At 65.3% G+C, this 21,705-nt stretch carries 21 protein-coding genes and 1 tRNA gene; 14 read left to right on the top strand and 8 right to left on the bottom strand.

Annotation, left to right across the window (positions count from 1 at the left end; genetic code table 11):
* Window positions 1–75 precede the first annotated feature (75 nt).
* A complete protein-coding gene (locus DL238_RS08395) occupies window positions 76–1,050 on the top strand; it encodes a DUF5694 domain-containing protein (protein ID WP_115491843.1) in 975 nt (324 codons plus the stop codon).
* Here DL238_RS08395 and DL238_RS08390 read toward each other — a convergent pair.
* The 3 genes from DL238_RS08390 to DL238_RS08380 form a co-directional block, all read right to left on the bottom strand.
* Window positions 1,047–2,147 (bottom strand): ATP phosphoribosyltransferase regulatory subunit, encoded by a 1,101-nt coding sequence (locus DL238_RS08390; RefSeq protein ID WP_115491842.1) that lies wholly within the window; start codon window positions 2,145–2,147, stop codon window positions 1,047–1,049. The two genes, DL238_RS08395 and DL238_RS08390, sit on opposite strands and share 4 nt — an antisense overlap.
* 148 nt (window positions 2,148–2,295) lie before the next feature.
* On the bottom strand, window positions 2,296–3,879 hold the full coding sequence (serA, locus tag DL238_RS08385) for a phosphoglycerate dehydrogenase (RefSeq protein WP_115491841.1): 1,584 nt from the start codon (window positions 3,877–3,879) through the stop codon (window positions 2,296–2,298).
* A 118-nt stretch (window positions 3,880–3,997) separates the two neighbouring features.
* Window positions 3,998–5,152, bottom strand: a complete 1,155-nt coding sequence (locus DL238_RS08380; RefSeq protein WP_115491840.1) for a phosphoserine transaminase — start codon at window positions 5,150–5,152, stop codon at window positions 3,998–4,000.
* Between the two features lie 195 nt (window positions 5,153–5,347).
* Here DL238_RS08380 and DL238_RS08375 point away from each other — a divergent pair, with 195 nt between their 5' ends.
* A complete protein-coding gene (locus tag DL238_RS08375) occupies window positions 5,348–6,520 on the top strand; it encodes a glycosyltransferase family 4 protein (RefSeq protein WP_115491839.1) in 1,173 nt (390 codons plus the stop codon).
* On the opposite strand, the gene DL238_RS08370 is transcribed toward DL238_RS08375, so the two are convergent.
* Together DL238_RS08370 and DL238_RS16555 are read right to left on the bottom strand one after the other, a co-directional pair.
* Window positions 6,512–6,970 carry a hypothetical protein gene (locus DL238_RS08370; RefSeq protein WP_115491838.1) on the bottom strand — a complete coding sequence of 153 codons (459 nt, stop codon included), beginning with the start codon at window positions 6,968–6,970 and terminating at the stop codon, window positions 6,512–6,514. The two genes, DL238_RS08375 and DL238_RS08370, sit on opposite strands and share 9 nt — an antisense overlap.
* Window positions 6,971–7,042: 72 nt before the next feature.
* Window positions 7,043–7,855 (bottom strand): PadR family transcriptional regulator, encoded by an 813-nt coding sequence (locus DL238_RS16555; protein WP_325048440.1) that lies wholly within the window; start codon window positions 7,853–7,855, stop codon window positions 7,043–7,045.
* A gap of 101 nt (window positions 7,856–7,956) precedes the next feature.
* Between DL238_RS16555 and DL238_RS08360 the strand changes: the two genes are divergently transcribed.
* Together DL238_RS08360 and DL238_RS08355 are read left to right on the top strand one after the other, a co-directional pair.
* Entirely contained in the window at window positions 7,957–9,276 is a 1,320-nt protein-coding gene (locus DL238_RS08360; RefSeq protein WP_115491837.1) for a replication-associated recombination protein A, read from the top strand.
* On the top strand, window positions 9,273–10,154 hold the full coding sequence (locus DL238_RS08355) for a hypothetical protein (RefSeq protein ID WP_115491836.1): 882 nt from the start codon (window positions 9,273–9,275) through the stop codon (window positions 10,152–10,154). The genes DL238_RS08360 and DL238_RS08355 overlap by 4 nt, the downstream gene beginning before the upstream one ends.
* A 3-nt stretch (window positions 10,155–10,157) precedes the next feature.
* Here the strand turns inward: DL238_RS08355 and DL238_RS08350 are convergent, their stop codons facing one another.
* Window positions 10,158–10,457: a TM2 domain-containing protein gene (locus tag DL238_RS08350; protein WP_115491835.1), complete on the bottom strand. Its 300-nt coding sequence runs from the start codon at window positions 10,455–10,457 to the stop codon at window positions 10,158–10,160.
* A 178-nt stretch (window positions 10,458–10,635) separates the two neighbouring features.
* Between DL238_RS08350 and DL238_RS08345 the strand changes: the two genes are divergently transcribed.
* From DL238_RS08345 to DL238_RS16100, 3 genes are all read left to right on the top strand, one after another.
* A tRNA-Thr gene (locus DL238_RS08345) sits at window positions 10,636–10,711 on the top strand.
* Window positions 10,712–10,926: 215 nt separating this feature from the next.
* A complete protein-coding gene (locus DL238_RS08340; protein ID WP_181883872.1) occupies window positions 10,927–13,104 on the top strand; it encodes an ATP-binding protein in 2,178 nt (725 codons plus the stop codon).
* A 105-nt stretch (window positions 13,105–13,209) separates the two neighbouring features.
* A complete protein-coding gene (locus DL238_RS16100; RefSeq protein ID WP_181883871.1) occupies window positions 13,210–13,380 on the top strand; it encodes a hypothetical protein in 171 nt (56 codons plus the stop codon).
* A gap of 30 nt (window positions 13,381–13,410) precedes the next feature.
* On the opposite strand, the gene DL238_RS08335 is transcribed toward DL238_RS16100, so the two are convergent.
* The gene (locus DL238_RS08335; RefSeq protein WP_199798041.1) at window positions 13,411–14,061 is read right to left on the bottom strand and encodes a LuxR C-terminal-related transcriptional regulator; all 651 of its coding nucleotides are present in this window, start codon (window positions 14,059–14,061) and stop codon (window positions 13,411–13,413) included.
* 255 nt (window positions 14,062–14,316) lie between these two features.
* Between DL238_RS08335 and DL238_RS16095 the strand changes: the two genes are divergently transcribed.
* The 6 genes from DL238_RS16095 (at window position 14,317) to DL238_RS08310 (ending at window position 19,763) form a co-directional block, all read left to right on the top strand.
* A complete protein-coding gene (locus DL238_RS16095; RefSeq protein WP_181883870.1) occupies window positions 14,317–14,523 on the top strand; it encodes a hypothetical protein in 207 nt (68 codons plus the stop codon).
* Between the two features lie 101 nt (window positions 14,524–14,624).
* On the top strand, window positions 14,625–14,798 hold the full coding sequence (locus tag DL238_RS16090) for a hypothetical protein (protein ID WP_183312838.1): 174 nt from the start codon (window positions 14,625–14,627) through the stop codon (window positions 14,796–14,798).
* A 144-nt stretch (window positions 14,799–14,942) separates the two neighbouring features.
* Window positions 14,943–15,206 carry a hypothetical protein gene (locus DL238_RS08325; protein WP_115491832.1) on the top strand — a complete coding sequence of 88 codons (264 nt, stop codon included), beginning with the start codon at window positions 14,943–14,945 and terminating at the stop codon, window positions 15,204–15,206.
* Window positions 15,207–15,603: 397 nt separating this feature from the next.
* Complete coding sequence (locus DL238_RS08320; RefSeq protein ID WP_181883868.1) at window positions 15,604–16,836, top strand: HlyD family efflux transporter periplasmic adaptor subunit; 1,233 nt, start codon at window positions 15,604–15,606, stop codon at window positions 16,834–16,836.
* Window position 16,837: 1 nt separating this feature from the next.
* Entirely contained in the window at window positions 16,838–18,961 is a 2,124-nt protein-coding gene (locus DL238_RS08315) for a peptidase domain-containing ABC transporter (protein WP_115491831.1), read from the top strand.
* Between the two features lie 40 nt (window positions 18,962–19,001).
* Window positions 19,002–19,763: a hypothetical protein gene (locus tag DL238_RS08310; protein WP_115491830.1), complete on the top strand. Its 762-nt coding sequence runs from the start codon at window positions 19,002–19,004 to the stop codon at window positions 19,761–19,763.
* 26 nt (window positions 19,764–19,789) lie between these two features.
* Here DL238_RS08310 and queF read toward each other — a convergent pair whose 3' ends face one another.
* A complete protein-coding gene (gene queF / locus DL238_RS08305) occupies window positions 19,790–20,269 on the bottom strand; it encodes a preQ(1) synthase (protein ID WP_115491829.1) in 480 nt (159 codons plus the stop codon).
* A 161-nt stretch (window positions 20,270–20,430) separates the two neighbouring features.
* On the opposite strand from queF, the gene DL238_RS08300 reads away from it, so the two are divergent.
* Complete coding sequence (locus DL238_RS08300) at window positions 20,431–21,657, top strand: hypothetical protein (RefSeq protein WP_115491828.1); 1,227 nt, start codon at window positions 20,431–20,433, stop codon at window positions 21,655–21,657.
* Window positions 21,658–21,705 lie beyond the last annotated feature (48 nt).

Genomic DNA, 21,705 nt, shown 5'->3' with positions numbered 1-21,705 from the left:
CAAGCCGCCGGATCGGTCCCCCCCGCTGAACCGCCACAAGATTTGCACGATGATCTTGTAGAGATCGTGGATGACATGGCGCAGGCACGCGGGCACCATAACCCGGTGCTGGTTCTGGGCACTTCGCACCTGTCCTCGCTGCCCGACGATTTCCCGAACGCATCCTTCGATCCCCTGCTCGAGAAGCTCGAGGAATGGGCACCCGAAGCGATCGCGATCGAAGGAATCGCAGGGCCGCAGTGCGATTACCTGCGCGAATACGACGTCGATACCTTCGATACGTATTGTCCCGATACAGACCCGGCACGCGCAGCGCTCTCCATCACGGGCGCGCAGGCGACTGCCGAGGCGAAGGCGCTGCTGGCCAAACCCGGGCAGGATCGCAGCATATCGGAACGTCGTCACCTCGTCGGCCTCTTCCTCGCCATGGGAGAGCCCGAGTCCGCGCTGGTCCAGTGGCTGCGCCTACCCGAAGCGAACCGTACGGCGGGTGCCGACCTCCCGGGCGAGCTGCTTGCCTACCTCGATGTGTACGACCGCAAGCAGAACGAGAACGTGATCATCGGGGTGCGGCTCGCCGGGCGTCTCGGGCTCGATCGGGTTTACCGCGTCGACGACGAGGCCAGCGGCAGCTCGCCTGCCGACCCCGAAGTGTACGAAAAAGAGCTCCGGGCGATCTGGGACAACGCGGCGACGCAGCGGCGGATCGCCGAGTACGACGCGTGGAACGAAGAGTTGACTGCCGGGTCGCTCTCCGTGCTCGAGTGGTATCGTCGGCTGAATTCGGCCGTCTCGCTGCAGCTGGCGATGGCAGGCGATTTCGGCGCGGCGGCGGGAGCGGACACGCCCGGCAATACCGGCCAGTCCTACCTCGCATATTGGGAAACGCGAAACCTTCGGATGGTCGCCAATATCCGCCAGGTGATCGGTGCGAATACGCGCACGCTTGCGATCGTGGGCGTGTCGCACAAGCCTTATTACGACCGCTACCTGGGCATGATGAGCAATATCGCGCTGGCCGATACGCAGGCCGTGCTGGCCGACGACTAGAGCGGCCGGGGGGCCTCGCCTTCGAGGCGGTGCGTGCAACCCAGCGCCTGCGGATCGTCGCTGTCGGATAGCGCCGCAACGGTCCGCCAGCCCTGCGCGCGCAATTCCCGCGCCACCGCGCGATCGTGGTCCGCCGGCAGAAACAGCATCGACCGCTCCTCCTCCTGTCCAAGCAGCGGCAGCGCATTGCCGAGATAGATCGAGAATCCGGTCGCGACTTCGTTCGACCCCTGGATGCAGTAGGTCCCGCCCCGCCCCAAGGCCCGGCGCGAGCCACCCGCATAGACGGTGAAGCCGAACCAGCTCTGGTATTCGAAGCCATGCCGCTCGGTCGGGTCGAGCGTGATACGTGCGCGAGTGCCCACGGCCTGCGCGATCTGCTCCAGCCCCGCGATCCGGCTTTCGAGCGCGCCGCCCGCGTCCACCGCGCGCAGCTTCGCCAGCGCATCCTCGAACGGCCCGGCGGCATGGATCAGCGGCAGGAAGGCCTCGCCACCCGCCGCCTTCAGCCCGCCGGCATCCTTGGTATCGAGTTCGCGCCGCACGGTCTCTGCCTGCTCGGCCGACAGCGGAAAAGCTCCCTGTGCCAGCGTCGAGACGAGGTCGGGCAGCGTGAAGTCGACCGACAGCTCACCCACGCCCACGGCCTCCAGCGCCTCGATCGCCATCAGCACCACCTCGCTCGCGGCGGCGACGCTGTCCGCCCCGATCAACTCCGCGCCCACCTGCAGGCGCTGGCGCACGGGGTCGAGCTGGTCGGCGGCGATGCGCGTGACCTCGCCTGCGTAGCACAGGCGCAAGGGGCGCGCCCGGTCGGCCAGCGCGGTCGCGGCGATGCGCCCGATCTGCGGCGTGATGTCGGACCGCAGCGCCAGCGTGCGCAGGCTCGCCGGATCGACGAAGCGGAACATGGCGCGGGTCTGCAACCCGTCCATCCGCCGCGCGAGCGAGCGTTCGAACTCGATCAGCGGCGGGCTGACCCGGTCGTAGCCATGCGCGTCCATCGCATCGAGCGCGGCGCGCATGGCACGGGTCAGCAGCGCGGACTGCGCGGGCAGGTTGTCGGCCAGCCCTTCGGGCAGCAGGTCGTCGGTCATGGCTTTGTTCTAAACTCCGCTCGCCCCGAGCCTGTCGAAGGGCTGTACTTCTTCCGGTCCGTTGCGCCGGTAGAAGAAAAAGCGACGGTTGGCCAAGGCCCTCTTCGAGTCCGACAAGCTCAGCATGAGCGGGGGCGTTATGGGGGCGCTAGAAACTCAGCGCCTTGACCGTCCGCACCCCTTCCAGAGCCTCGGCCTCGGCGATCAGGTCGTCGTCGATCGGCGCATCGAGACTGAGCAGCAGCACCGCCTCGCCCCCCGCGCTCCGGCGGCCGAGGTTGAAGGTGCCGATATTGATGCCCCGGCTGCCCAGCAGCGAGCCGATCCGGCCGATGAAGCCGGGCGCGTCGTCGTTGACAACATAGAGCATGTGCCCTTCGAGGCTGGCCTCAATCCCGATGCCGAAAATCTCGACCAGGCGCGGCGCTTCCTTGCCGAACAAGGTCCCAGCGACCGAACGCTTGCCCGCATCGGTATCAACCGTCACGCGGATCAGCGTCTGGTACGTACCCTCGCGGCTGTTGCGGATCTCGCGCACTTCGATGCCGCGATCCTTGGCGAGGTACGGCGCATTGATCATGTTCACGCTCTGCGAATAGCGGCGCATCAGCCCCGCCAGCACCGCGCCGGTGATCGGCTTGGGATTGAGCTCCGCCGCATCGCCTTCCAGCTCGATCGAGATGCTCGGTAGGCTGCCATGCGCGAGCTGGCCGACCAGCGAGCCAAGGCTTTCGGCGAGCTGCATGTAGGGCTTCAGACGCGGCGCTTCCTCCGCGCTGAGGCTGGGCATGTTGAGCGCATTGGTGACGGCGCCGGTGAGCAGGAAATCGCTCAGCTGTTCGGCAACCTGCAGCGCGACGTTCTCCTGCGCCTCGCGCGTTGAGGCGCCGAGATGCGGGGTGCAGATGAAGCCGGGCTTGCCGAAGAGCGGGCTCTCCTTCGCCGGTTCGGTCTGAAACACGTCAAGCGCGGCACCTGCGATATGCCCGCTTTCGAGCAGGTCGGCCAGCGCCTCCTCGTCGACCAGCCCGCCGCGCGCGCAATTGACGATCCGCACGCCCTTCTTGGTCTTCTCGAGATTTTCGCGGCTGAGGATATTGCGCGTCTCGTCGGTCAGCGGCGTGTGCAGCGTGATGCAGTCCGCGCGCTTGAGAAGCTCGTCCAGCTCGACCTTCTCGACCCCGATATCGACGGCGCGTTCCTCGGTCAGGAAGGGATCGTAAGCGATCACTTTCATGCGCAGGCCCTGCGCGCGGCTCGCGACGATTGAGCCGATATTGCCTGCGCCGATCAGACCGAGCGTCTTGCCCGTCAGCTCGACGCCCATGAAGTCGCTCTTGGGCCACTCGCCCTTCTGCGTGCGCTCGTTCGCCTGCGGAATCTGCCGCGCGAGCGCCATCAGCATGGCGATGGCGTGTTCGGCGGTGGTGATCGAATTGCCGAAGGGCGTGTTCATCACCACCACGCCGCGTTCGCTGGCGGCGGGAATGTCGACATTGTCGACCCCGATGCCGGCGCGGCCGATCACCTTGAGGTTGGTCGCCGCATCGAGGATCTCGGGCGTGACCTTGGTCGAGGAGCGGATGGCGAGGCCTTCGTATTCGCCGATGATCGCTTTGAGCTCATCGGGCGAAAGGCCGGTCTTCTCGTGCACCTCGCAGCCGCGATCTTCGAAGATCTTGGCGGCTTCGGGGCTCATCTTGTCGGAAATCAGGACTTTGGGCTTGGTCATGGGATTACTCCGCGCAACGCCGTTCGTGCTGAGCTTGTCGAAGCGCGAACGAGAAAACTGTGCCTCGCTCGCCCTTCGACAGGCTCAGGACGAGCGGGAATGAAAGTGACGGGCGCGCTCAGGCCTTCTGCAGCTCGGCAAAGGCCCACTCGATCCACGGCAGCAGACGCGCGATGTCTTCGCTTTCCACTGTGCCACCGCACCAGATGCGCAGGCTCGGCGGGGCGTCGCGATAGCCGTTGAAGTCGTAGCCGACCCCTTCGGCTTCGAGCATCTTGTAGATCTTCGTCGGCACCGCCGCCTGCTCTTCCGCGCTCAGGCTTTCGAACCATTCGCCCTGGAAAACGAAGCACACGCCCGTATTGGTGCGCTGCTCGGGCACGGAGACCATGTTGCGCAGCCACGGGGTCGCCTCGATCCAGTCGGTCAGCACCTTGGCATTGGCATTGGCGCGGTCGATCATCGCAGGCAGCCCGCCGATCGACTTCGCCCATTCGAGCGCGGCGATGTAATCCTCGGTCGCCAGCATCGAGGGGGTGTTGATCGTCGCGCCTTCGAAGATCGCGGTGTTGAGCTTGCCGCCCTTCTTGAGGCGGAAGAGCTTGGGCAGCGGCCATTCGGGATCGTAGCTTTCGATCCGCTCGACCGCCTTGGGGCTGAGGATCAGCATGCCGTGCTGCGCTTCGGAGCCCATCACCTTCTGCCAGCTGAAGGTCGTCGCATCGAGCTTGGGCCAGTCCATCTCCTGCGCGAAGATGGCGCTGGTCGCGTCGTTGATGGTGATGCCATTCCGGCCCGACTCGAGCCAGTCGGTGTTCGGGATGCGCGCCCCGCTCGTCGTCCCGTTCCAGGTGAAGACGACATCGTTGTCCTGCGGGATCTGCGAGAAATCGGGCAGGTCGCCATAGGGCGCGTCGAGCACTTGCAGGTCGGGCAGCTTGAGCTGCTTGACCGCGTCCTGGATCCACACGTTGCCGAAGCTTTCCCACGCCGCGACCGTGGCGGGGCCGTTGCCCAGCATCGTCCACATCGCGCATTCGAGCGCGCCGGTGTCGGACGCAGGCATGATGCCGACGAGATAATCGTCGGGCACGCCGAGCAGCTCTTTGGTGAGGTCGATCGCGTATTTCAGCCGCGCCTTGCCGACCGAAGAACGGTGCGAGCGGCCCAGCGATTCGGTTTGGAGCTTATCGAGCGACCAGCCGGGAAACTTGGCGGTCGGACCGGACGAAAAGAAAGGACGCTCAGGCTTGAGCGCGGGTTTATCAGTCATGTATTCTCTCCTTGCAGAGAGCTCGCGCGGCGTTGGGACCGCGTGGCCCATCGGCGGCAATAAAGTTGCGCTGCAAAGAGTCAACGCGAAACGGAAGTCTTTCGACAGGGCGGCCCGGCGACCGGTTGGGTCGAAGCGCCGATCTTGCCCGCTCGCCCCTCGCCAATCGGGGCTTCGCGCCTTAAGGCGGGCGCCATGGAAGCATCCGATCTTCGCGTCGCGCTGGTCAGCGGGAACTACAACATGGTCCTCGACGGGCCGACCCAGGCGCTCAACCGCCTCGTCGGCCATGTGATGGGCCTAGGCGGCGCGGTGCGCGTCTTCGCGCCCACGGTGAGGAACCCGCAGGTCGAGGCGGTGGGCGAAGTGATCTCGGTCCCGTCGGTGGCGATACCCGGACGCTCCGAATATCGCGTTCCGCTGGGCCTCATGGGCAAGGCGAAGGAGCGGTTCGAGAGCTTTCGCCCCAACCTCGTCCACGTTGCCAGCCCCGACCGGACGAGCCGGCAGGCGGTCGACTGGGCGCGCAAGCATGGCGTGCCGGTGCTCGGATCGGTCCACACGCGGTTCGAGACCTATCCGCGCTATTACCATCTCGGCTTTCTCGAGCCCGCGGTCGAGGCGTGGCTGCGCGCGATGTACCGCAGATGCGATGCGCTGGTCGCCCCGTCCGAAGGGATGGTCGACGTGCTCCGCTCGCAGAACATGAACGACGATATCGGTATCTGGACGCGCGGGATCGACCGCGAGGTGTTCCACCCGGGCGCGCGCGACATGGCGTGGCGGCGCGAACTGGGCTTCGGCGACGACGAGGTCGTGATCTCCTTCCTCGGGCGACTGGTGATGGAAAAAGGGCTCGATGTCTTTGCCGACACGATCATCGAGCTGCGCAGGCGGCAGGTGCCGCACCGTGTGATGGTGATCGGCGACGGGCCTGCGCGCGGCTGGTTCGAGAAGGCGCTGCCGGGCGGGGTCTTCGTGGGCCACCAGGCCGGCAAGGACCTGGGGCGCGCGGTCGCCAGCGCGGACGTGTTCTTCAACCCCTCGATCACCGAGACCTTCGGCAATGTCACGCTGGAGCACATGGCCTGCGGCAAGCCGGTAGTCGCGGCGAACGCCACCGGCAGTTCCAGCCTCGTCGCCGACGGCGAGACCGGCGTGCTGGTGACGCCCGGCGATGTCGCGGGCTTCGCCGATGCGCTCGCGCCCTATTGCACCGATGCGGACCTGCGCGCGCGCCACGGCGCGGCGGGGCTCGAACGCAGCCGGCCTTTTACGTGGGAGGCGATCAATGCCTCGATGGTCGATACCTACCTGCGGCTCGCCAATGCGAAGCCGCAGGCCGCGGTAGATACCGGATCAGCGTAGCACGCCCTTCGAGCGCATGCTGGCGGCGTAGATCAGCAGGAAGGTCGCGATCGACCAGATCACGATGGTGATGATCGTGGTGGTGGCGCTCTGCACCCAGTCGGGCTGGCCCACGATCAGCTGGTAGACGGTCGTCGTCGCGAGGCCCAGCAGCGACAGCGCGAAGGCGTGCACCGCGAACCGGCTGCGCAGGAGCAGCAGCAGCGAGCCGAGCACCGATCCCCACACGCCCACCGCCCATGCGGCGTGAACCCATGCCGGGTAGCCCTGAAAATAGGCGAGCGCCTGCGTCGGCGTCGCCTCGATCCCGTCCATCATCGTCTCGAAATATTCGAGATTGCCCATCTGCGTCTGCAGATAGTCGTTCGCGCCGAAGGCATTCCACGCCAGCGAAACCGCGCCGACCAGCCACAGGTGCCACGGCGTGCGCGCATTGAGATGTTCGTCCATGAGTGTCCCCTCCCACCAGGGCGACCCGGGCATGAGCTTACACGCCGATGCCCGGGTCACAAGTGAGGCAGGTCAGAGCCGTTCGATCTTGCGCGCCAGCTCGTCGATCAGGTCGACGACCTTGTCCTTGCTCTCGCTGCTGAACTGGCCGTTGGCCGCGCGATTGGTGATGACCGTGGCGAGGTTGCCGAGCGCGCGGAGCAGGTCCGGCGAACCCGCTGGCTTCGCGCGCTTCGCCTGGCGCCCCAGCCGTTCCATAAGACGGTCGACCTCGCTGGCGCGCTCGGTCAGTTCCTCCATCCCGGATGGGGTGACGCGAAACGCCTTGCGGCTCTCGTCGCCCTCGACCGGAGCGATCCGGCCCTCGTCCTCGAGCAGGGAGAGCGTCGGATAGATCACGCCCGGACTGGGCGAATATTCGCCGCCCGTCATGTCCTCGATCTCCTTGATCAACTCGTATCCGTGCTTGGGCGCGTCCGCGATCAGCGCGAGCAGGACGAGCCGCAGCTCGCCCGGGCCGAACATGCGCTTGCGGCGGGGGCGATGATGCTCCCCGGCATCATGCACGCCCGCCATCTTCCACCGCGCCCGGCTGCCGCGCCGACCGCCGCCGAAGGGGCCAGTCTCGCCGAAGGGGCCACCGGGTCCGAAGGGTCCCTCACGCCCGAACGGGCCCTTGGGGCCGAAGGGGCCACCGGGGCCGAAGACGCCCTCGGGCCCGAAGATCGCGTCGGTATCGAAGCTGGCCGAGGTGCGTTTGCCGCCGGGCATATCGTCGTCGTCGATATCCACCTCGACCTCCACGTCAAAATCCTCACCTTCGGGATGGTCGGGAATGCGCCCATCCTCGGGCTCTTCATCCTTGCGCCTGTCGTGATCGTTCATCATCATATCTCCGGTTCAAGATAGCTCTGAGATATATCTTAGATAGATCGTGACAAGTCGGCACTGCATTTTTCCGACCGAGTGCCTATGTCAGCCGACCAATGGCCGATCTGTTCGAAAACGAAGCACCCCAGTCCGCAACCCCGCCTGCCGCGCCGCGCGAAGATGCGCCGCTGGCCGACCGGCTGCGTCCGCGCACGCTGGGCGAAGTCGTGGGGCAGGACCACCTCACCGGACCCGAAGGTTCGATCGGACGGATGGTCGCGGCGGGCCGCCTCTCCAGCATGATCCTGTGGGGCCCGCCAGGCACCGGCAAGACCACGATCGCACGCCTGCTCGCCGACGCGGTCGGCATGCGCTATGCGGCGGTCAGCGCGGTGTTCAGCGGTGTGGCCGACCTCAAGAAGGCCTTCGCAGAGGCCGAAACCGCAATGAAGGCGGGGCAGAAGACGCTGCTCTTCGTGGACGAGATCCACCGCTTCAACCGCGCGCAGCAGGACGGCTTCCTGCCCTTCGTCGAGCGCGGCACGGTGACGCTGGTCGGCGCGACGACCGAGAACCCCAGCTTTGCATTGAACGCCGCGCTGCTCAGCCGCGCGCAGGTGCTGATTCTCGAGCGGCTCGGGCACGAGGCTTTGGGCGAGCTGCTGACCCGCGCGGAAGAGCTGGAACGCCCCCTCCCCCTCACCGAGGATGCGCGCGTGGCGCTGATCGCGAGTGCCGACGGCGATGGGCGCTTCCTGCTCAACCAGGCGGAAACGCTGTATAATGCGGGGCTCGACCAGCCGCTCGATCCGGCGGCGCTCGGCAGCTTCCTGCAGCGCCGGGTGGCGGTGTACGACAAGGACCGCGACGGGCATTACAATCTGATCTCCGCGCTGCACAAGGCGGTGCGCGGGAGCGATCCCGACGCCGCGCTCTACTACCTCGCGCGGATGCTGACCGCGGGGGAGGAGCCGCGCTATCTCGCGCGGCGGCTGGTGCGCATGGCGGTGGAGGATATCGGCATGGCCGATCCCGCCGCGCTGACCCAGTGCATCGCCGCGCGCGATGCGTACGAATTCCTCGGCAGCCCCGAAGGCGAACTGGCGCTGGTGCAGGCGTGCATCTACCTCGCCACCGCGCCCAAATCGAACGCAGCCTATGCCGCGCAGAAGGCCGCGTGGCGCAGCGCCAAGGACACCGGCAGCCTCAGCCCGCCCAAGAACATCCTCAACGCACCGACCAAGCTGATGAAGGACATCGGCTATGGCGAGGGCTATTCCTACGACCATTCGGCGCAAGATGCGTTCTCGGGCGACAATTACTGGCCCGACGAGATGGAGCCGCAGGGCTTCTACCAGCCGACCGGACGCGGCTTCGAGAAACGCGTGGCCGAGCGGATGGAGTTCTGGGCCGCGCGGCGCAAAGGCCGCGATTGAGCCGCTTCTCCCACTTCCTCGCGATCGACTGGTCGGGCGCGCGGGGCGAGCGCCACAAGGGGATCGCGCTGGCGCTGGCAGACGAGGGCCAGGGGCCGCCGCGCCTCATCGATCGCGGCAAGCCATGGAGCCGCGAGGAGGTGCTCGCCTTCCTGCGCGACGATCTGCCGCGTGCCACGCTGGTCGGGATGGACCTCGGGATTGCCCTGCCCTTCGCCGATTGCGGCGCGTTCTTTCCGGGCTGGGAGCATTCTCCGCCCGATGCGAAGGCGCTGTGGGCGCTGGCCGACGCGCTGTGCGCCGAGGATCCGCATCTGGAGGCGGGCGGCGTGCTGCGCCATCCCGTATTGCAGGATTACTTTCGCCACGGGCGCGGCGCGGAAGGCGCCCGCTTCCACGCACCCTATGCCGCCACCCGCGAGGGTCGCTTTCGGGTTGCGGAAGAAGCCCAGCGCGCGATGGGATGCCGGCCGGTGTCCAACTTCAACCTCGTCGGCGCGGCACAGGTCGGAAAGTCGAGCCTCACCGGCATGCGCCTGCTGCACCGTCTGGACGGCGCGCTGCCCGTGTGGCCGGTCGACCCGCTGCCGCGCCGGGGATCGGTGCTGGTCGAGATCTACACCGCGCTCGCCTCGCTGGAGGCGCTGCCCGGCCATCGCGGGCGCAAGGTGCGCGATCATGCGCTGCTGAACGAGGGTCTGGACGGTCTCGGCTCGCCGCCGGTCGAGGGCAGCGGCGCCATCGACGATCACAGCGCCGATGCGCTGCTGACCGCTGCCTGGCTGCGCCGCAACGGCGAGGATGCAGGCCTGTGGGCTCCGCGCGGCCTCACCCGGCAGATCGCACGCACCGAGGGCTGGACCTTCGGCGCCCGCTAGCGATCAGGCCGCCACCGGCAGGCCCGCCTCCAGCTTTTCGAGCATGGCGAGATTGCGCCGTTCGGCCTGGCCGGGGATGAGGAAGGCGTCGACCAGCCACCAGATGGCGAGCACGAACCAGCCTGCGAAGCCGGGGATCCAGCCGAGCGCTAGCAACGCAAACTGCACCAGCCCCGAATTGACGTGGCCAAGATAGAAGGGGTGCGCGCCGAAATAGCCGAGGAAGAACCACAGGACATAGGCGGCCCCGACCGACTTCTTGCGGGCGTCGTACTGGAGTTGCGTGCGCAGATTCTGGTCCAATTGGGCTTCCTAGCTTGCTATGTTAACCATACCACGCGCGCAGGATTTTGCCAAAGATGAGCCGTCCTCATCCGTCCGACGGCAAACGTCGCCCGACGGGTGTTAAAGAGGGCGTCGGAGGGGCCATCGACGGGCTGGACGCGGGCGCCGTTTTCGCGCAAAGCGCCCCCCGCGTCGGGCCGGTTTAGCTCAGCTGGTAGAGCAGCGGTTTTGTAAACCGAAGGTCGCGGGTTCGATTCCTGCAACCGGCACCACGCAAGGCGCGCGCGCTTCACGCGCAACCGCTGCCGGCCGGGATGGCACTGGTGCGTCTTCGCAAGACGACGAACCGCAAGTTGCGCGCGGAGGTCGGCGCGAATCCGCAGCTGCGATGAACCAATGGCCGCCGAATTGGTTAGGACAAAAGGACCGGTCATCGTAAGCCCCGGCTTCCTTGTCATTGATGGCCAATGCGGAGCGACGAAACTCGATGCAAAGAATCGTTGCCGGAAATTCCTTTTCGAGGAGGCCATCGCGGCGCGAACTTCTGATCTTCGCATTCCTGGCGATCTTCATCGTCGCGGTCGAACCGTTCGAACCCTATGACTGGCTCCAACGCTCGGTCACCGCCGCGGCCAATCCGAAGGCCTATCGCGGCGACGCCGTCATCGTCGCGATCGACACTGACACGGTGCAGCAGCAGCCCACGAACTCGTGGACCAAAAGCGACTTGGCGGATTTGCTCGCGATTATCGGAAACGCCCAGCCCAAGCAGATCCTGGTCGATAGCCAGTACTTCGCTGAAGATACCGATGAGGGAGCCGAGCAGCTGGCCGAGGCCGTGGCCGAACTGCCCCTTCGCCCGGTATGGCGGATCGATCTGACGCCCGAGGAGGTCGGTCAGCTCTCGCGATCTTCTGCGCCACCGGCTGTGGGAAAACTAGCCGAAACGTCTTCCAGGCTCGAACCGGAAATTGCCGGACGGGTCACACCTTCCGTCATGGCTCTGAGGGAACATACTTTCGGAGCGCCGGTCTATGCGCCCGTTGCTGTAAGGATGGAAGACGGGCTCTTCCCTTCACTCGCCACCCTGTTGGCCGAAGGCTCCCACGGTGTGGCGCTGAACGCTTTCAATGTCGATCTGCGATACGACCCCGCGACCGTTCCAGCGATCCCGGCCGGAGACCTGCTGGCGGGAGACTTCGACCCGAAACTGCTCGAAGGCAAACGGGTCCTCATCAGTTTCGTGGATGTACCCAGCCGCGACACGCTCGTGACCCCGCTCGATCCCTATACGTCGCGAGCGGCTGCAACGATCCTCGCAGCGCAGACCCTGCGCGACGGACCGCCGGTCTCAATCGGTTGGCTCCCGTCCTTCGCTCTGGCCTTCATGGCGGCGTTGATCTGGCTGTTTATCCGCCGACCCTACGGTCGTGTCGTCGCTCTGGCGGCCATGCTGGTCATTGCGGTGAGCCCACTGTTTCTCGAACCGCACCTGATCTTCCTTCAGACGTCCCACGCAATCTTCTTGCTGCTCCTGCTTGCTTTGACGCGGCTCTGGACGAGGGGTGCGGACGCGGTGCGCACATACCGAAGCGCAGCGGAATCCAAATCGCGTTTCCTCGCGCAAGCAAGCCACGATCTGAGACAGCCCATTCACGCTATCGGTCTGCTTGCCGAACGCCTCGCGGACACGGACCTTTCGCGCGATCAACAGCTGATGGTTTCGAAGATCTCGTGGTCGGTCGAAAACGCCAGCCGGATGTTTCGCGCCCTGCTCGACATTGCCGCAATCGAGAGCGGCACCTTGAAGGTTCGCAATGCGCCGGTCGCAGTGAACGATCTGCTCGCCGATCTCGACAGGCAGAATGCTCTGACTGCCGAACAGGCCAGCGTCGAATTGCGGTTCGTCCCTTCGGATCTGCATATTCATACCGACCGTGCGCTGATCGGTACCATACTGCAAAACCTCGTTTCCAACGCCATCAAATATGCGCCGGGAAAGAAGGTACTGGTCGGGTGTCGACGTCATGCAGGCAAGGTGACCCTGGCAGTGATCGATAATGGTCGCGGAATTTCCGCAGATGAGCTGCTGCATGTGCGGAAGGAGTTCTATCGCATCGCGAGCAGAGGCGAACGGCATTCCGATAACAAGGGTCTGGGTCTGGCGATTGTAAATCGCATTTCCGAGATGCTCGGTCTGCGCTTCGTACTCAGGTCGAAAGAAGGGCGCGGCACTGCTGCGACGATTGAAGGTCTTGCCATTACCGATCTTCGTGAAACAGGGACTGCCCCCCCATCAATCCGTCCCATGCCACTGTCGGGCGTGCGTATCGTATTGATTGAGGACGACGTCGAGACGCGCATCTCGACTCAGCGGTTGCTGGAACGATGGGGCTGCCAGGTCGAAGCCTATGACACTCTTCCTGAGAGCATTCCGAACTGCGATATTCTCCTGAGCGACTATGACCTCAGTGACGGACGGACGCTTGCGAAATGGAGTGGCCTAGTTTCGCATCTACACGACGCCGGCTCCATCCTCATCGTGATTTCCGGACATCATCCCGAGAAGATTCGCGTCACTCTCCCCGAACACGCAGGATTGATTTTGTCCAAGCCCTTGAGAGCTGCCGAGTTGAGATCCGCCCTCATGTCGGTTCGCCGATAATTTCTCTCCGGCACTAGTACATCTGTATTAGTGCACTCGGCGCGCAAAATCAGCAAATATTTCAAGTCGATTCGCGAATCGCACACCTTGGACAGGAGATTAATCTTGAACGACTTTACCGGAATCCAGCTTCTTGATGGACAGGAAATTGAAAACGTCTCTGGCGGCGCGCCCATGGCTGAGGACGTGCATTACGGAATCTGGGACTGGATCACCACCGGGCGCTGGACCGATCTCATGCCGGAAATTCCGACCGAAGATCCCGACGCTTCGTAACACGAGAAGGGCCGCGAAAGCGGCCCTTTTTCAATGGACGCCGTATCGCGTCGCCAATGCGGCAGCTGCCGTCCGACTGTCGACCTTCAGCTCCCGCAGCAGCGCGGAAACATGGATGCGGACCGTGAAGGGCGAAATGCCCAGGTCGGCTGCAATCTGCTTGTTCGACCGACCTTTCGCGATCCCGCGCAGCACGTCCAGCTGCCGCGGCGTCAGGCCGGAGAAATGCGACACCGAGCTGGTCATCGAAAGCCCGCCGGCCTCGCTCACATTCACGAATTCACCGCCTATGACCGCAGCAATCCCTTCGCGGATCTGCTGCTGGGTCGCGGCCTTGCTGATGAAGCCGTCGACACCGACATCCATGATATGATCGGTGGAGCGGCGGTCATCCGCCATCGATATGATGATGATCGACGACAGTGGAAATTTCAGCCGCAGCAGCGGAACCGCCGCATCGACATCCATCCCGGGAAAGTTCAGATCGAGCAGGAAAAGGGCCGGACTGGCCCCGTTCGAAGCGACCTCCAGCAATTCTTCGAACGAGCCTGCCTGATCGACCTCGATCGAGGGATCGATATCCCTGAGGATCGAAGAGATGCCTTCCCTGAAAATCGGGTGGTCGTCAGCCACGATCGTGCGGGAGGACTGGGCTGCCAGATTGTCCCGTTGAATTCTCAACCTGCGATACTCCTGCGAATACGCCCATCATGCCTGCAAGAGGGTGCCGGTTCCAATAGCACAAGCCCACTATTTTTGGGCCAAACCGGATACATGCCCATAGATGCCGCAGAATGCCACGGAGCGCGGCACAAGGTCGCCCTGTCGCGGTAGCAAATTCATCCTAGCTCATCCGGTTTATTGTGGGAACTTCGCGATTTGCGATCCTCGTCACGTCAGCCCGATGCTGGCGCATGTTCGATGAGGAGAGCCAAGATGACAAATCGCATCGTAGAGATCACGACCGCCGAGTTGCAGCTGGTCGTGGGCGGCGTAATCGCCGATCAACCGGGTGGCTGCTTCCCGCCCGATCCGTTCCCGTTCCCGGACCCCTTCCCTTTCCCGGATCCCTTCCCGTTCCCCGATCCTTTCCCGTTCCCGGACCCCTTCCCCACCCCCTTCCCGCAGCCCTGGGAGCTGTAACCGCCGGGCACCCGGGCCGACGCGGCGCTGCCGCCGCGCGGCCCGGGTAGGACCATCGATCCTCGCAGTGCGGGGATGCAAGACAAGACAGGGGACGAACTATGAAAATGCTGAACCAAGCAGAAATCTCGTCGGTGAGCGGCGCAGGCCAAGACGGGTTCGAGGCCGGTTACAAGGCGGCCAAGGCACTCGGCGCGAACGAAATCCAGGCACTCGCAGCCGGCGTGCTGGCAAGCGCCGCCGAGGATGCCTTCGACAGCCTCAGCGCCGATTGATCGGCACAACCGAAAACAGGATTTTCTCGGCGCGAGGGCGCACGTCCGCCGAGCAGCAATTTCCGCCGCGCCCAATCGTGCTGCGGAACGCGGGTAAATTTCGCCGACAACCCGCGTCGGCATTCAAAAACAGGAATAGACACAATGACCAATCCCGATCAGAACAAGCTCGGTACCCAAAGCCCGATCCAGGATCTCAACTTCAACGAAGTCGATCTCGTCGGCGGCGGCGTCCGTAACAATCCCGATGGCGGGGGCGCCAGCAACGTTACAAGGGGCGTTACGCTCGCGGCGATCGGTACCATTGCAGTCGGGATTGGCCTTGCGGTTCCCACCGGCGGCGCCAGCTTGGTCGCCGTGGGCGGCTTCCTCACCGCAGGTGGTTGGTTTGTGGCGTCGGGCGGCTGACCCTCTTCGCTAGTGCCCCGCGACAAAAGCGGGGCACTAGCCCTAAGACTTTATCGGGGGCGTGATATGATTGAACAAAAAGGGCAAATAATCTTGCTCATTAGCGGAATTCTTTCGGCTGTCGCGCTTTTCTATGCCCTGCGAGCCGGCGAGAAGCCGACGCTGCTGGTTCTCGCACTCCTCTGCGCTGCGTGCATCGTGGGTGTCACGATCGGATTGGGCTATCTGAGGCGTTGAAAGAATCCCCCGGATAGGAGCTTCGGGATCGAGGCGCGTTTCCACGGTTGGCCGCCAACCCCCTATAACTCACTTGCACTATTACGGTTTACCCGAGCGAGCGCCTAGGGGATACCAACAAGCTAGGACCGTTGATTTGTGAGGGGAGCGGACCGGTCGCATGTCGGCGCTATTTCGTTCGGAAGTCCTGACCCAGAAGAAAGATCGCCTGTCGGGCGAGGTATCGATTGCGGTCCCTCTGCCGTGGCAGCTGATCGGCTATTTGATATTCGGCGGGCTGCTCGCCGCGATCGTCTTCCTGTCGCTGGCCACCTATTCGCGGGTCGAAACGGTTACCGGGGTGATCGTGCCCGACAAGGGCGTGGCCGCCATCATCCCGACGCGTGCGGGCACGATTACCGAGATCTTCGTCACCGATGGCGAGCAGGTCGACGAAGGCGCCACACTCGTCGCGATCAACGCCGAGGAAGACAGTCCCACCGGCGAATCGGCGGCCGCGCTGACCCAGCAGGCGATCGCGCAGCAGGATGCGAGCCTGATCGCCCAGCTCACGGCGGCGCAGCGCTCCGCATCCGCCCAGCGCAGCCAGATCGCGGTCCAGGCCGCAGGGCTGCGCTCCGAGATATCGCAGCTGCAATCGCAGATCGCCTTGCAGGAAAACCTCGTCGGTTCGGCCGCAGCCGATCTCGAAAGAGCGCAAGGCGTCGCGGAGGACGGCTTCATCAGCCAGGCCGATCTTCGTGCACGGGAAGACACGCTCGTGGCGCGGCAGCAGCAATTGTCGCAGCTTCGCCAGTCGCTCACCGCGCGCCGGGCGACGCTCGCCGAATTGTCCACCACCTCCGCCAACATCTCCGCCCAGGCGCAGAGCCAGGCGGCGAACATCGCCGCATCGCGTGCGCAGGTGGCGCAGCAGGCGGCCGGCAACGAAGGGGCACGCTCTTACGCGCTGAGCGCACCCGTCGCCGGTAGGGTCACGGCACTGACCATGCGCAGCGGCCAGCGCGTCGGCCCGCAGACACAGGTCATGGCGGTCATCCCGGACGGCGCGAAACTGCGGGCGGAGCTTCTCGTGCCGAGCCAGGCCATCGGTTTCGTGAAAACGGGCCAGAATGTCCGCCTCGCGATCGATGCCTTCCCCTACCAGCGCTTCGGCACGGTCGAGGGAACGGTGACGACGGTCGCCGGCAGTGCGGTCAGCCAGACGATGCCCAACGGCGCGGTCGTATCGGTCTATCCTGTCGTCGTCACGCTGGATGCAACCGAAGTGACCGCCTTCGGGCGCGAGGAGCCGCTCGTCGCCGGAATGACGCTGACCGCCCGCATCATCACCGAAGAACAGTCCCTGATCGAGTGGCTTTTCGAGCCCCTGTTCGCAGTACAGAGGCGATAAGATGGCCACCGCTTTGGATCTCGGCTTCACCACCCGCAGCCGCGTGCGGCTCGTCCGCCAGACGGAAGTCGCGGAATGCGGGCTCGCCAGCCTCACCATGGTCGCGAACTACCACGGGCTCGACACCGACCTCGGCACGATGCGGCGCCGCTATTCACCATCGATGCGCGGTGCGCCCCTACGCGCGCTGATCAATCTTGCCGACCAGATCGGACTGACGCCGCGTGCGGTCAAGCTGCCGCTGGAAGAACTCGCCAACCTGCACATGCCCGCCGTGCTCCACTGGGACATGAACCACTACGTGGTGATCGAGGCGGTCAAGGGCGGCAAGGCGCTGATCCATAACCCCGATGGCCGCTCCACCTGGATGCCGCTGCAGGAGGTGTCGGACCATTTCACCGGGGTCGCCCTCGAACTGAGGCCGAGCAACGATTTCGAGCGCGGCTCCCAGCGCGAGCGGCTGCGCATGTCGCAGCTGTGGCAGAGCATGACCGGGCTCAAGCGCGCTCTCGCGCAGATCCTGCTGCTCAGCCTGGTGCTGCAGGCCTTCGCGCTCGCCTCGCCCTATTACATGCAGGTCGCGATCGACAGCGCGCTGCCCGCGCTCGACAACGACCTGCTGACCGTCCTTGCGCTGGGCTTCGGCCTGTTCACCCTGATCAACGTGATCGCCAGCCTGCTGCGGTCCTTCGTGCTGCTCAATGCAGGCACCAGCGTCGGCTATGCCCTGGCGACGAATATCGCGCGGCGCCTTTTCCGGCTGCCGATCGAGTATTTCGAGAAGCGCCACACGGGCGATATCCTGTCGCGCTTCCAGTCGGTCGTGCCGATCCAGAACCTGCTGACGCAGGGCGCGGTCGCGGCGCTGGTCGACGGGGTGATGGCGATCTTCACGCTGGCGGTGATGTTCTACTACAGCACGCTGCTCGCCTTCATCGCCGTCATCGCCTTCGTCCTCTACGGCGTCGCGCGGTTCGTGAGCTTCTCGTTTCAGCGCGAGGCGCAGGAAGCCAGCATCATCACCGGCGGCAAGGAACAGACCACCCTGATCGAGACGCTGCGGGGGATGGTGACCCTGCGCCTGTTCAGCCGCGAAACCCTGCGCCATGCGCTGTGGCAGACGCGGTTGACGGATTCGATCAATGCGGACGTCCGGCTGGCGCGGATAGGCATCTGGCAATCGACCGCCAACCTGCTGATCTTCGGGATCGAGAACGTGCTGACCATCTGGCTGGCGGTCGGGTTCGTCATCGACGGGGCCGGCTTCAGCGTCGGGATGGTGTTCGCCTATATCGCCTACAAGAACCAGTTCATCAGCAAATCGGCAGCGCTGATCGACCAGGCGATCCAGTTCAAGATGCTGGGCCTGCATCTGGAGCGCCTGTCCGATATCGCGCTGTCGGACGAGGATCGCAGTTTCACCGTCGCGGCGAAAACGCATACGGAGCTGACCGGCAAGATCGAACTGCGCGATATTCACTACCGCTATTCGCCGAGCGATCCGCTGGTGCTGCAGGGCGTCAACATGGTGATCGAGGCGGGCGAGCATGTCGCCATCACCGGGCCATCGGGCGGCGGCAAGTCGACCTTGCTCAAGATCATGCTGGGCCTCGTCGAACCGGAAGGCGGCGAGGTGCTGGTCGACGGGATGCCGCTGCACCGCTTCGGCTACAAGAGCTTCCATCAGCAGATCGCGGCGGTGCTGCAGGAAGACAGCCTCTTTGCCGGATCGCTGGCGGACAATATCGCCTTGTTCGACGAGGAGGTGGACCTGCAGAAAGTCGTCAATGCCGCTGCCGCCGCGTCGATCCACGAAGACGTGATGCGCATGCCGATGCAGTACGAATCGCTGATCGGCGATATGGGATCGACCCTGTCGGGCGGCCAGAAACAGCGCGTCCTGCTGGCAAGAGCGCTCTACCGTGCGCCCAGGATCCTGTTCATGGACGAAGGGACCGCGCATCTCGATACGAAGCACGAGGTCGCCGTGAACGCAGCGATCGGGGCGATGGGGATCACCCGCGTCATCATCGCCCACCGCAAGGAAACGATCGAGGCAGCCGACCGCATCCTCGTGATGGAAGCAGGACAGCTGAGGGTACACGAACCCGGCGCGGCCGGTTAAGCATTGCCCGTCGCATTTCACGCGCGGGAGGGACAAGCCGATGCCCGATGATACGGTGCGCTTCGACATCGGGCCGGAGCAAGCTGGCGAGAGCGGCCATGCACCGCAGATCGAATTCCTGTGCGATCCCGCGCTCTTCGGCCGCATTCCTGCGCCGGAGCGCGCGATCCGCTTCGCGCCCGAGTGGTTCCGGCGGCTCGACAGGGACATGGGCATGCCCGATGCCAACGGGATGCCGGGCCTGACGGTGAAGGCGTGCCTGCCCGTCACCGATGCCTTCGCGCTCGGCTTCGTTATCCCCCTGCCCTACGATGTCCTGCTGCACGTGCCCGAGGATCGCGTGTCGATCGGGCTCGGGTGGGCCGAAAACGTCGCCTTTGCCCCGATCGACCAGCATCATCCAGGCCAGATCGGTGCGCCGAACGCGCCTTTCGAGGCGGCGATGCCGCTGAAGTTCGTCAATCCATGGCGGATCAAGGTGCCCGAAGGCTATTCGGCGCTGTTCATGCAACCGCTCAACCGCCCCGACCTGCCCTTCACGACCTTTTCCGGCCTCGTCGACTGCGATCGTTTCGACACGACGGTGAACATGCCCTTCCTGTGGACCGGCCCGCTGGGCGAGCATGTGCTGCCCGCAGGCACGCCGATCGCGCAGATCGTCCCGATCCGCCGCGATGCGCTGATCAAGGAAGGGCAGGCCCGCGCCTCGAGCGAGGACGAGCGCGCCGAGCAGAACGAGGCCGCGCGGCGCAAATACAACGAGGTATCGACCTACGCGCGCGAGTGGCGGGTCAAGAAATAGCGCGCCGAATGGCGGGTGCTCTCTGCCTACCCGCGCCCGCGATAGTTCTGCACGCCCTGCTCGGGCACCCACAGCCCCTCGGGGACCGGGCCGCTCTGCCAGAAGACGTCGATCGGAATGCCGCCGCGCGGATACCAGTAGCCGCCGATCCGGAGCCATTTCGGCGCCATCTCGTCGAACAGGCGCTGGCCGATGCCCACCGTCACATCCTCGTGAAACCCGCAATGGTTGCGGAAAGAGCCGAGGAACAGCTTGAGGCTTTTCGATTCCACGATCGTTTCGCCCGGCGCGTAGTCGATCACCAGATGCGCGAAGTCGGGCTGGCCCGTCACCGGGCACAGCGAAGTGAACTCGGGCGCGGAAAAGCGCACGGTGTACAGCGAGCCGGTGCGCGGATTGGGCACGTAGTCGAGCGCGGCCTCCTGGGGCGAGGCGGGCAGCGGGCTCGACTGGCCGAGGAAGCGCGGGGCCCCGGCGGCAGCCTCTTGGTCGGGTGTGTCGCTCATGCCGCGTCTGTGCCTTTATCGCGCGTGCGACACAAGCGAGCCTTTGCACGCGCGCGATTCACACACTATTCAGCGCCATCCTGCCCCGTGCAAGGCAGGACCAACCCCGCACAACCCCCGCCGGATGCGAAGCGCCCGGCCCTTTTTCGTAAGTCGACCCGATGCGTTTGCCCCTTCTTTCTGTCGCGCTGCTGCTCGGCGCCGTCGGTGCCTCGGCCCAGCCGGTCACCGATTTCCGGCTGCCCCCCGACCCGGAGGCGACGCCGGCCCCCGATTCCGAGGTCGAAGGCCCAACCGATCTCGAAGGCGACCGGTTCAGCTCGCCGCGCATCATCGCAACCCCGACGGCCAGCCCCACGCCGCGGGCCACGCGAACGGGCACGCCCAGCCCTGCCGCAAGCCCGCGTGCGACACCATCGGCGCCGCCTTCCCCGACCGCCTCGGACCGTTCGCTGCCCGCCAGCGATCGCTCGGTATCCACCCGCGAGATGCTGGGCGGCTCGGGCCAGCCGTCGCGCAATGCGAGCCAGACGGCGGGCACTGCCCCCGGCGCTGCTGCGGACCGGAACGCGACCGAGGCTGCGACCAGCGCAGATGATACGGGTGCTCAAACGGGCACGGGCACGGCGGAGACGGGCCCAAGCGACGCGGCCCAGCCGGATACCCAGCCGCTGCCGAGCTCTTCCACCGCCGACGAAACCACGATCCGCGAGGCCGAAGCGGTGGAGCAGACCGAGGGCGGCTTGCCCTGGCTCTGGCTGGCAGGCGCGCTCGCCGCGCTGCTCGCGCTTGCTGGCGCGATCGCGATGCGGATGCGCCGCAAGACCTCGCGGGCCCACTCCGCGCCTTCCGCACTGTCCGCGCCGCCTTCGCACGAGGCGACCAGCGGGACACCCGCCCCCCAGCCCGACGCCGGGTCGCTCGAAGTCGAGGCTCATGCCGTGACGCTCAACCGCAGCGTGATGAACGCCTCGATCTCCTACCGCCTCAGCCTCGTCAACCGCGGGCGCGCGCCGATCGATCTGATCGAGGTCCAGGGCGATGTGACCACCGCGCATGGCCGGGTACCTGCCGAGCAGCAACTGGCCGACACGAGCCAGGTCCTGCCCGAACTGCACACCGTTTCCCGCCTCGACCCGGGGCAGCGCACCGTCCTTCAGGGCGAACTGCGCCTGCCGCTGCGCGAAGTCCGCGCGATCCGGCAGGGTTCGGTTCCGGTCTTCGTCCCGCTGCTGCGGCTTACGCTGCGCGCTGCTAACCTCGACCCCCGCGCCTATACCTATGTCATCGGCACGCGAAATCCGCAGAAGGGCTCTCGCCCCACCCCCTTCCGGCTCGACGAGCCTCCGCGCAGCTATGCACAGCTGACCACCCGCGCGCTTGCGTGACCCGACCGGCCCGGCGTGCTGCGGTGCTGCGCTCGACAAGGGCGGGGC

Source organism: Alteriqipengyuania lutimaris, from assembly GCF_003363135.1.
GTDB classification, from domain to species: domain Bacteria; phylum Pseudomonadota; class Alphaproteobacteria; order Sphingomonadales; family Sphingomonadaceae; genus Alteriqipengyuania; species Alteriqipengyuania lutimaris.
This window is presented reverse-complemented; position numbering and strand designations above follow the sequence as displayed.

Excerpts from the sequence above, each read along its gene's own strand:
- DL238_RS08395 (WP_115491843.1), top strand. The coding sequence starts at position 76 with ATGGCGCAGGCACGCGGGCACCATAACCCGGTGCTGGTTCTGGGCACT.
- DL238_RS08390 (WP_115491842.1), bottom strand. The coding sequence starts at position 2,147 with ATGACCGACGACCTGCTGCCCGAAGGGCTGGCCGACAACCTGCCCGCG.
- serA (WP_115491841.1), bottom strand. The coding sequence starts at position 3,879 with ATGACCAAGCCCAAAGTCCTGATTTCCGACAAGATGAGCCCCGAAGCC.
- DL238_RS08380 (WP_115491840.1), bottom strand. The coding sequence starts at position 5,152 with ATGACTGATAAACCCGCGCTCAAGCCTGAGCGTCCTTTCTTTTCGTCC.
- DL238_RS08375 (WP_115491839.1), top strand. The coding sequence starts at position 5,348 with ATGGAAGCATCCGATCTTCGCGTCGCGCTGGTCAGCGGGAACTACAAC.
- DL238_RS08370 (WP_115491838.1), bottom strand. The coding sequence starts at position 6,970 with ATGGACGAACATCTCAATGCGCGCACGCCGTGGCACCTGTGGCTGGTC.
- DL238_RS16555 (WP_325048440.1), bottom strand. The coding sequence starts at position 7,855 with ATGAACGATCACGACAGGCGCAAGGATGAAGAGCCCGAGGATGGGCGC.
- DL238_RS08360 (WP_115491837.1), top strand. The coding sequence starts at position 7,957 with ATGGCCGATCTGTTCGAAAACGAAGCACCCCAGTCCGCAACCCCGCCT.
- DL238_RS08340 (WP_181883872.1), top strand. The coding sequence starts at position 10,927 with ATGCAAAGAATCGTTGCCGGAAATTCCTTTTCGAGGAGGCCATCGCGG.
- DL238_RS16095 (WP_181883870.1), top strand. The coding sequence starts at position 14,317 with ATGACAAATCGCATCGTAGAGATCACGACCGCCGAGTTGCAGCTGGTC.
- DL238_RS16090 (WP_183312838.1), top strand. The coding sequence starts at position 14,625 with ATGAAAATGCTGAACCAAGCAGAAATCTCGTCGGTGAGCGGCGCAGGC.
- DL238_RS08325 (WP_115491832.1), top strand. The coding sequence starts at position 14,943 with ATGACCAATCCCGATCAGAACAAGCTCGGTACCCAAAGCCCGATCCAG.
- DL238_RS08320 (WP_181883868.1), top strand. The coding sequence starts at position 15,604 with ATGTCGGCGCTATTTCGTTCGGAAGTCCTGACCCAGAAGAAAGATCGC.
- DL238_RS08315 (WP_115491831.1), top strand. The coding sequence starts at position 16,838 with ATGGCCACCGCTTTGGATCTCGGCTTCACCACCCGCAGCCGCGTGCGG.
- DL238_RS08310 (WP_115491830.1), top strand. The coding sequence starts at position 19,002 with ATGCCCGATGATACGGTGCGCTTCGACATCGGGCCGGAGCAAGCTGGC.
- queF (WP_115491829.1), bottom strand. The coding sequence starts at position 20,269 with ATGAGCGACACACCCGACCAAGAGGCTGCCGCCGGGGCCCCGCGCTTC.
- DL238_RS08300 (WP_115491828.1), top strand. The coding sequence starts at position 20,431 with ATGCGTTTGCCCCTTCTTTCTGTCGCGCTGCTGCTCGGCGCCGTCGGT.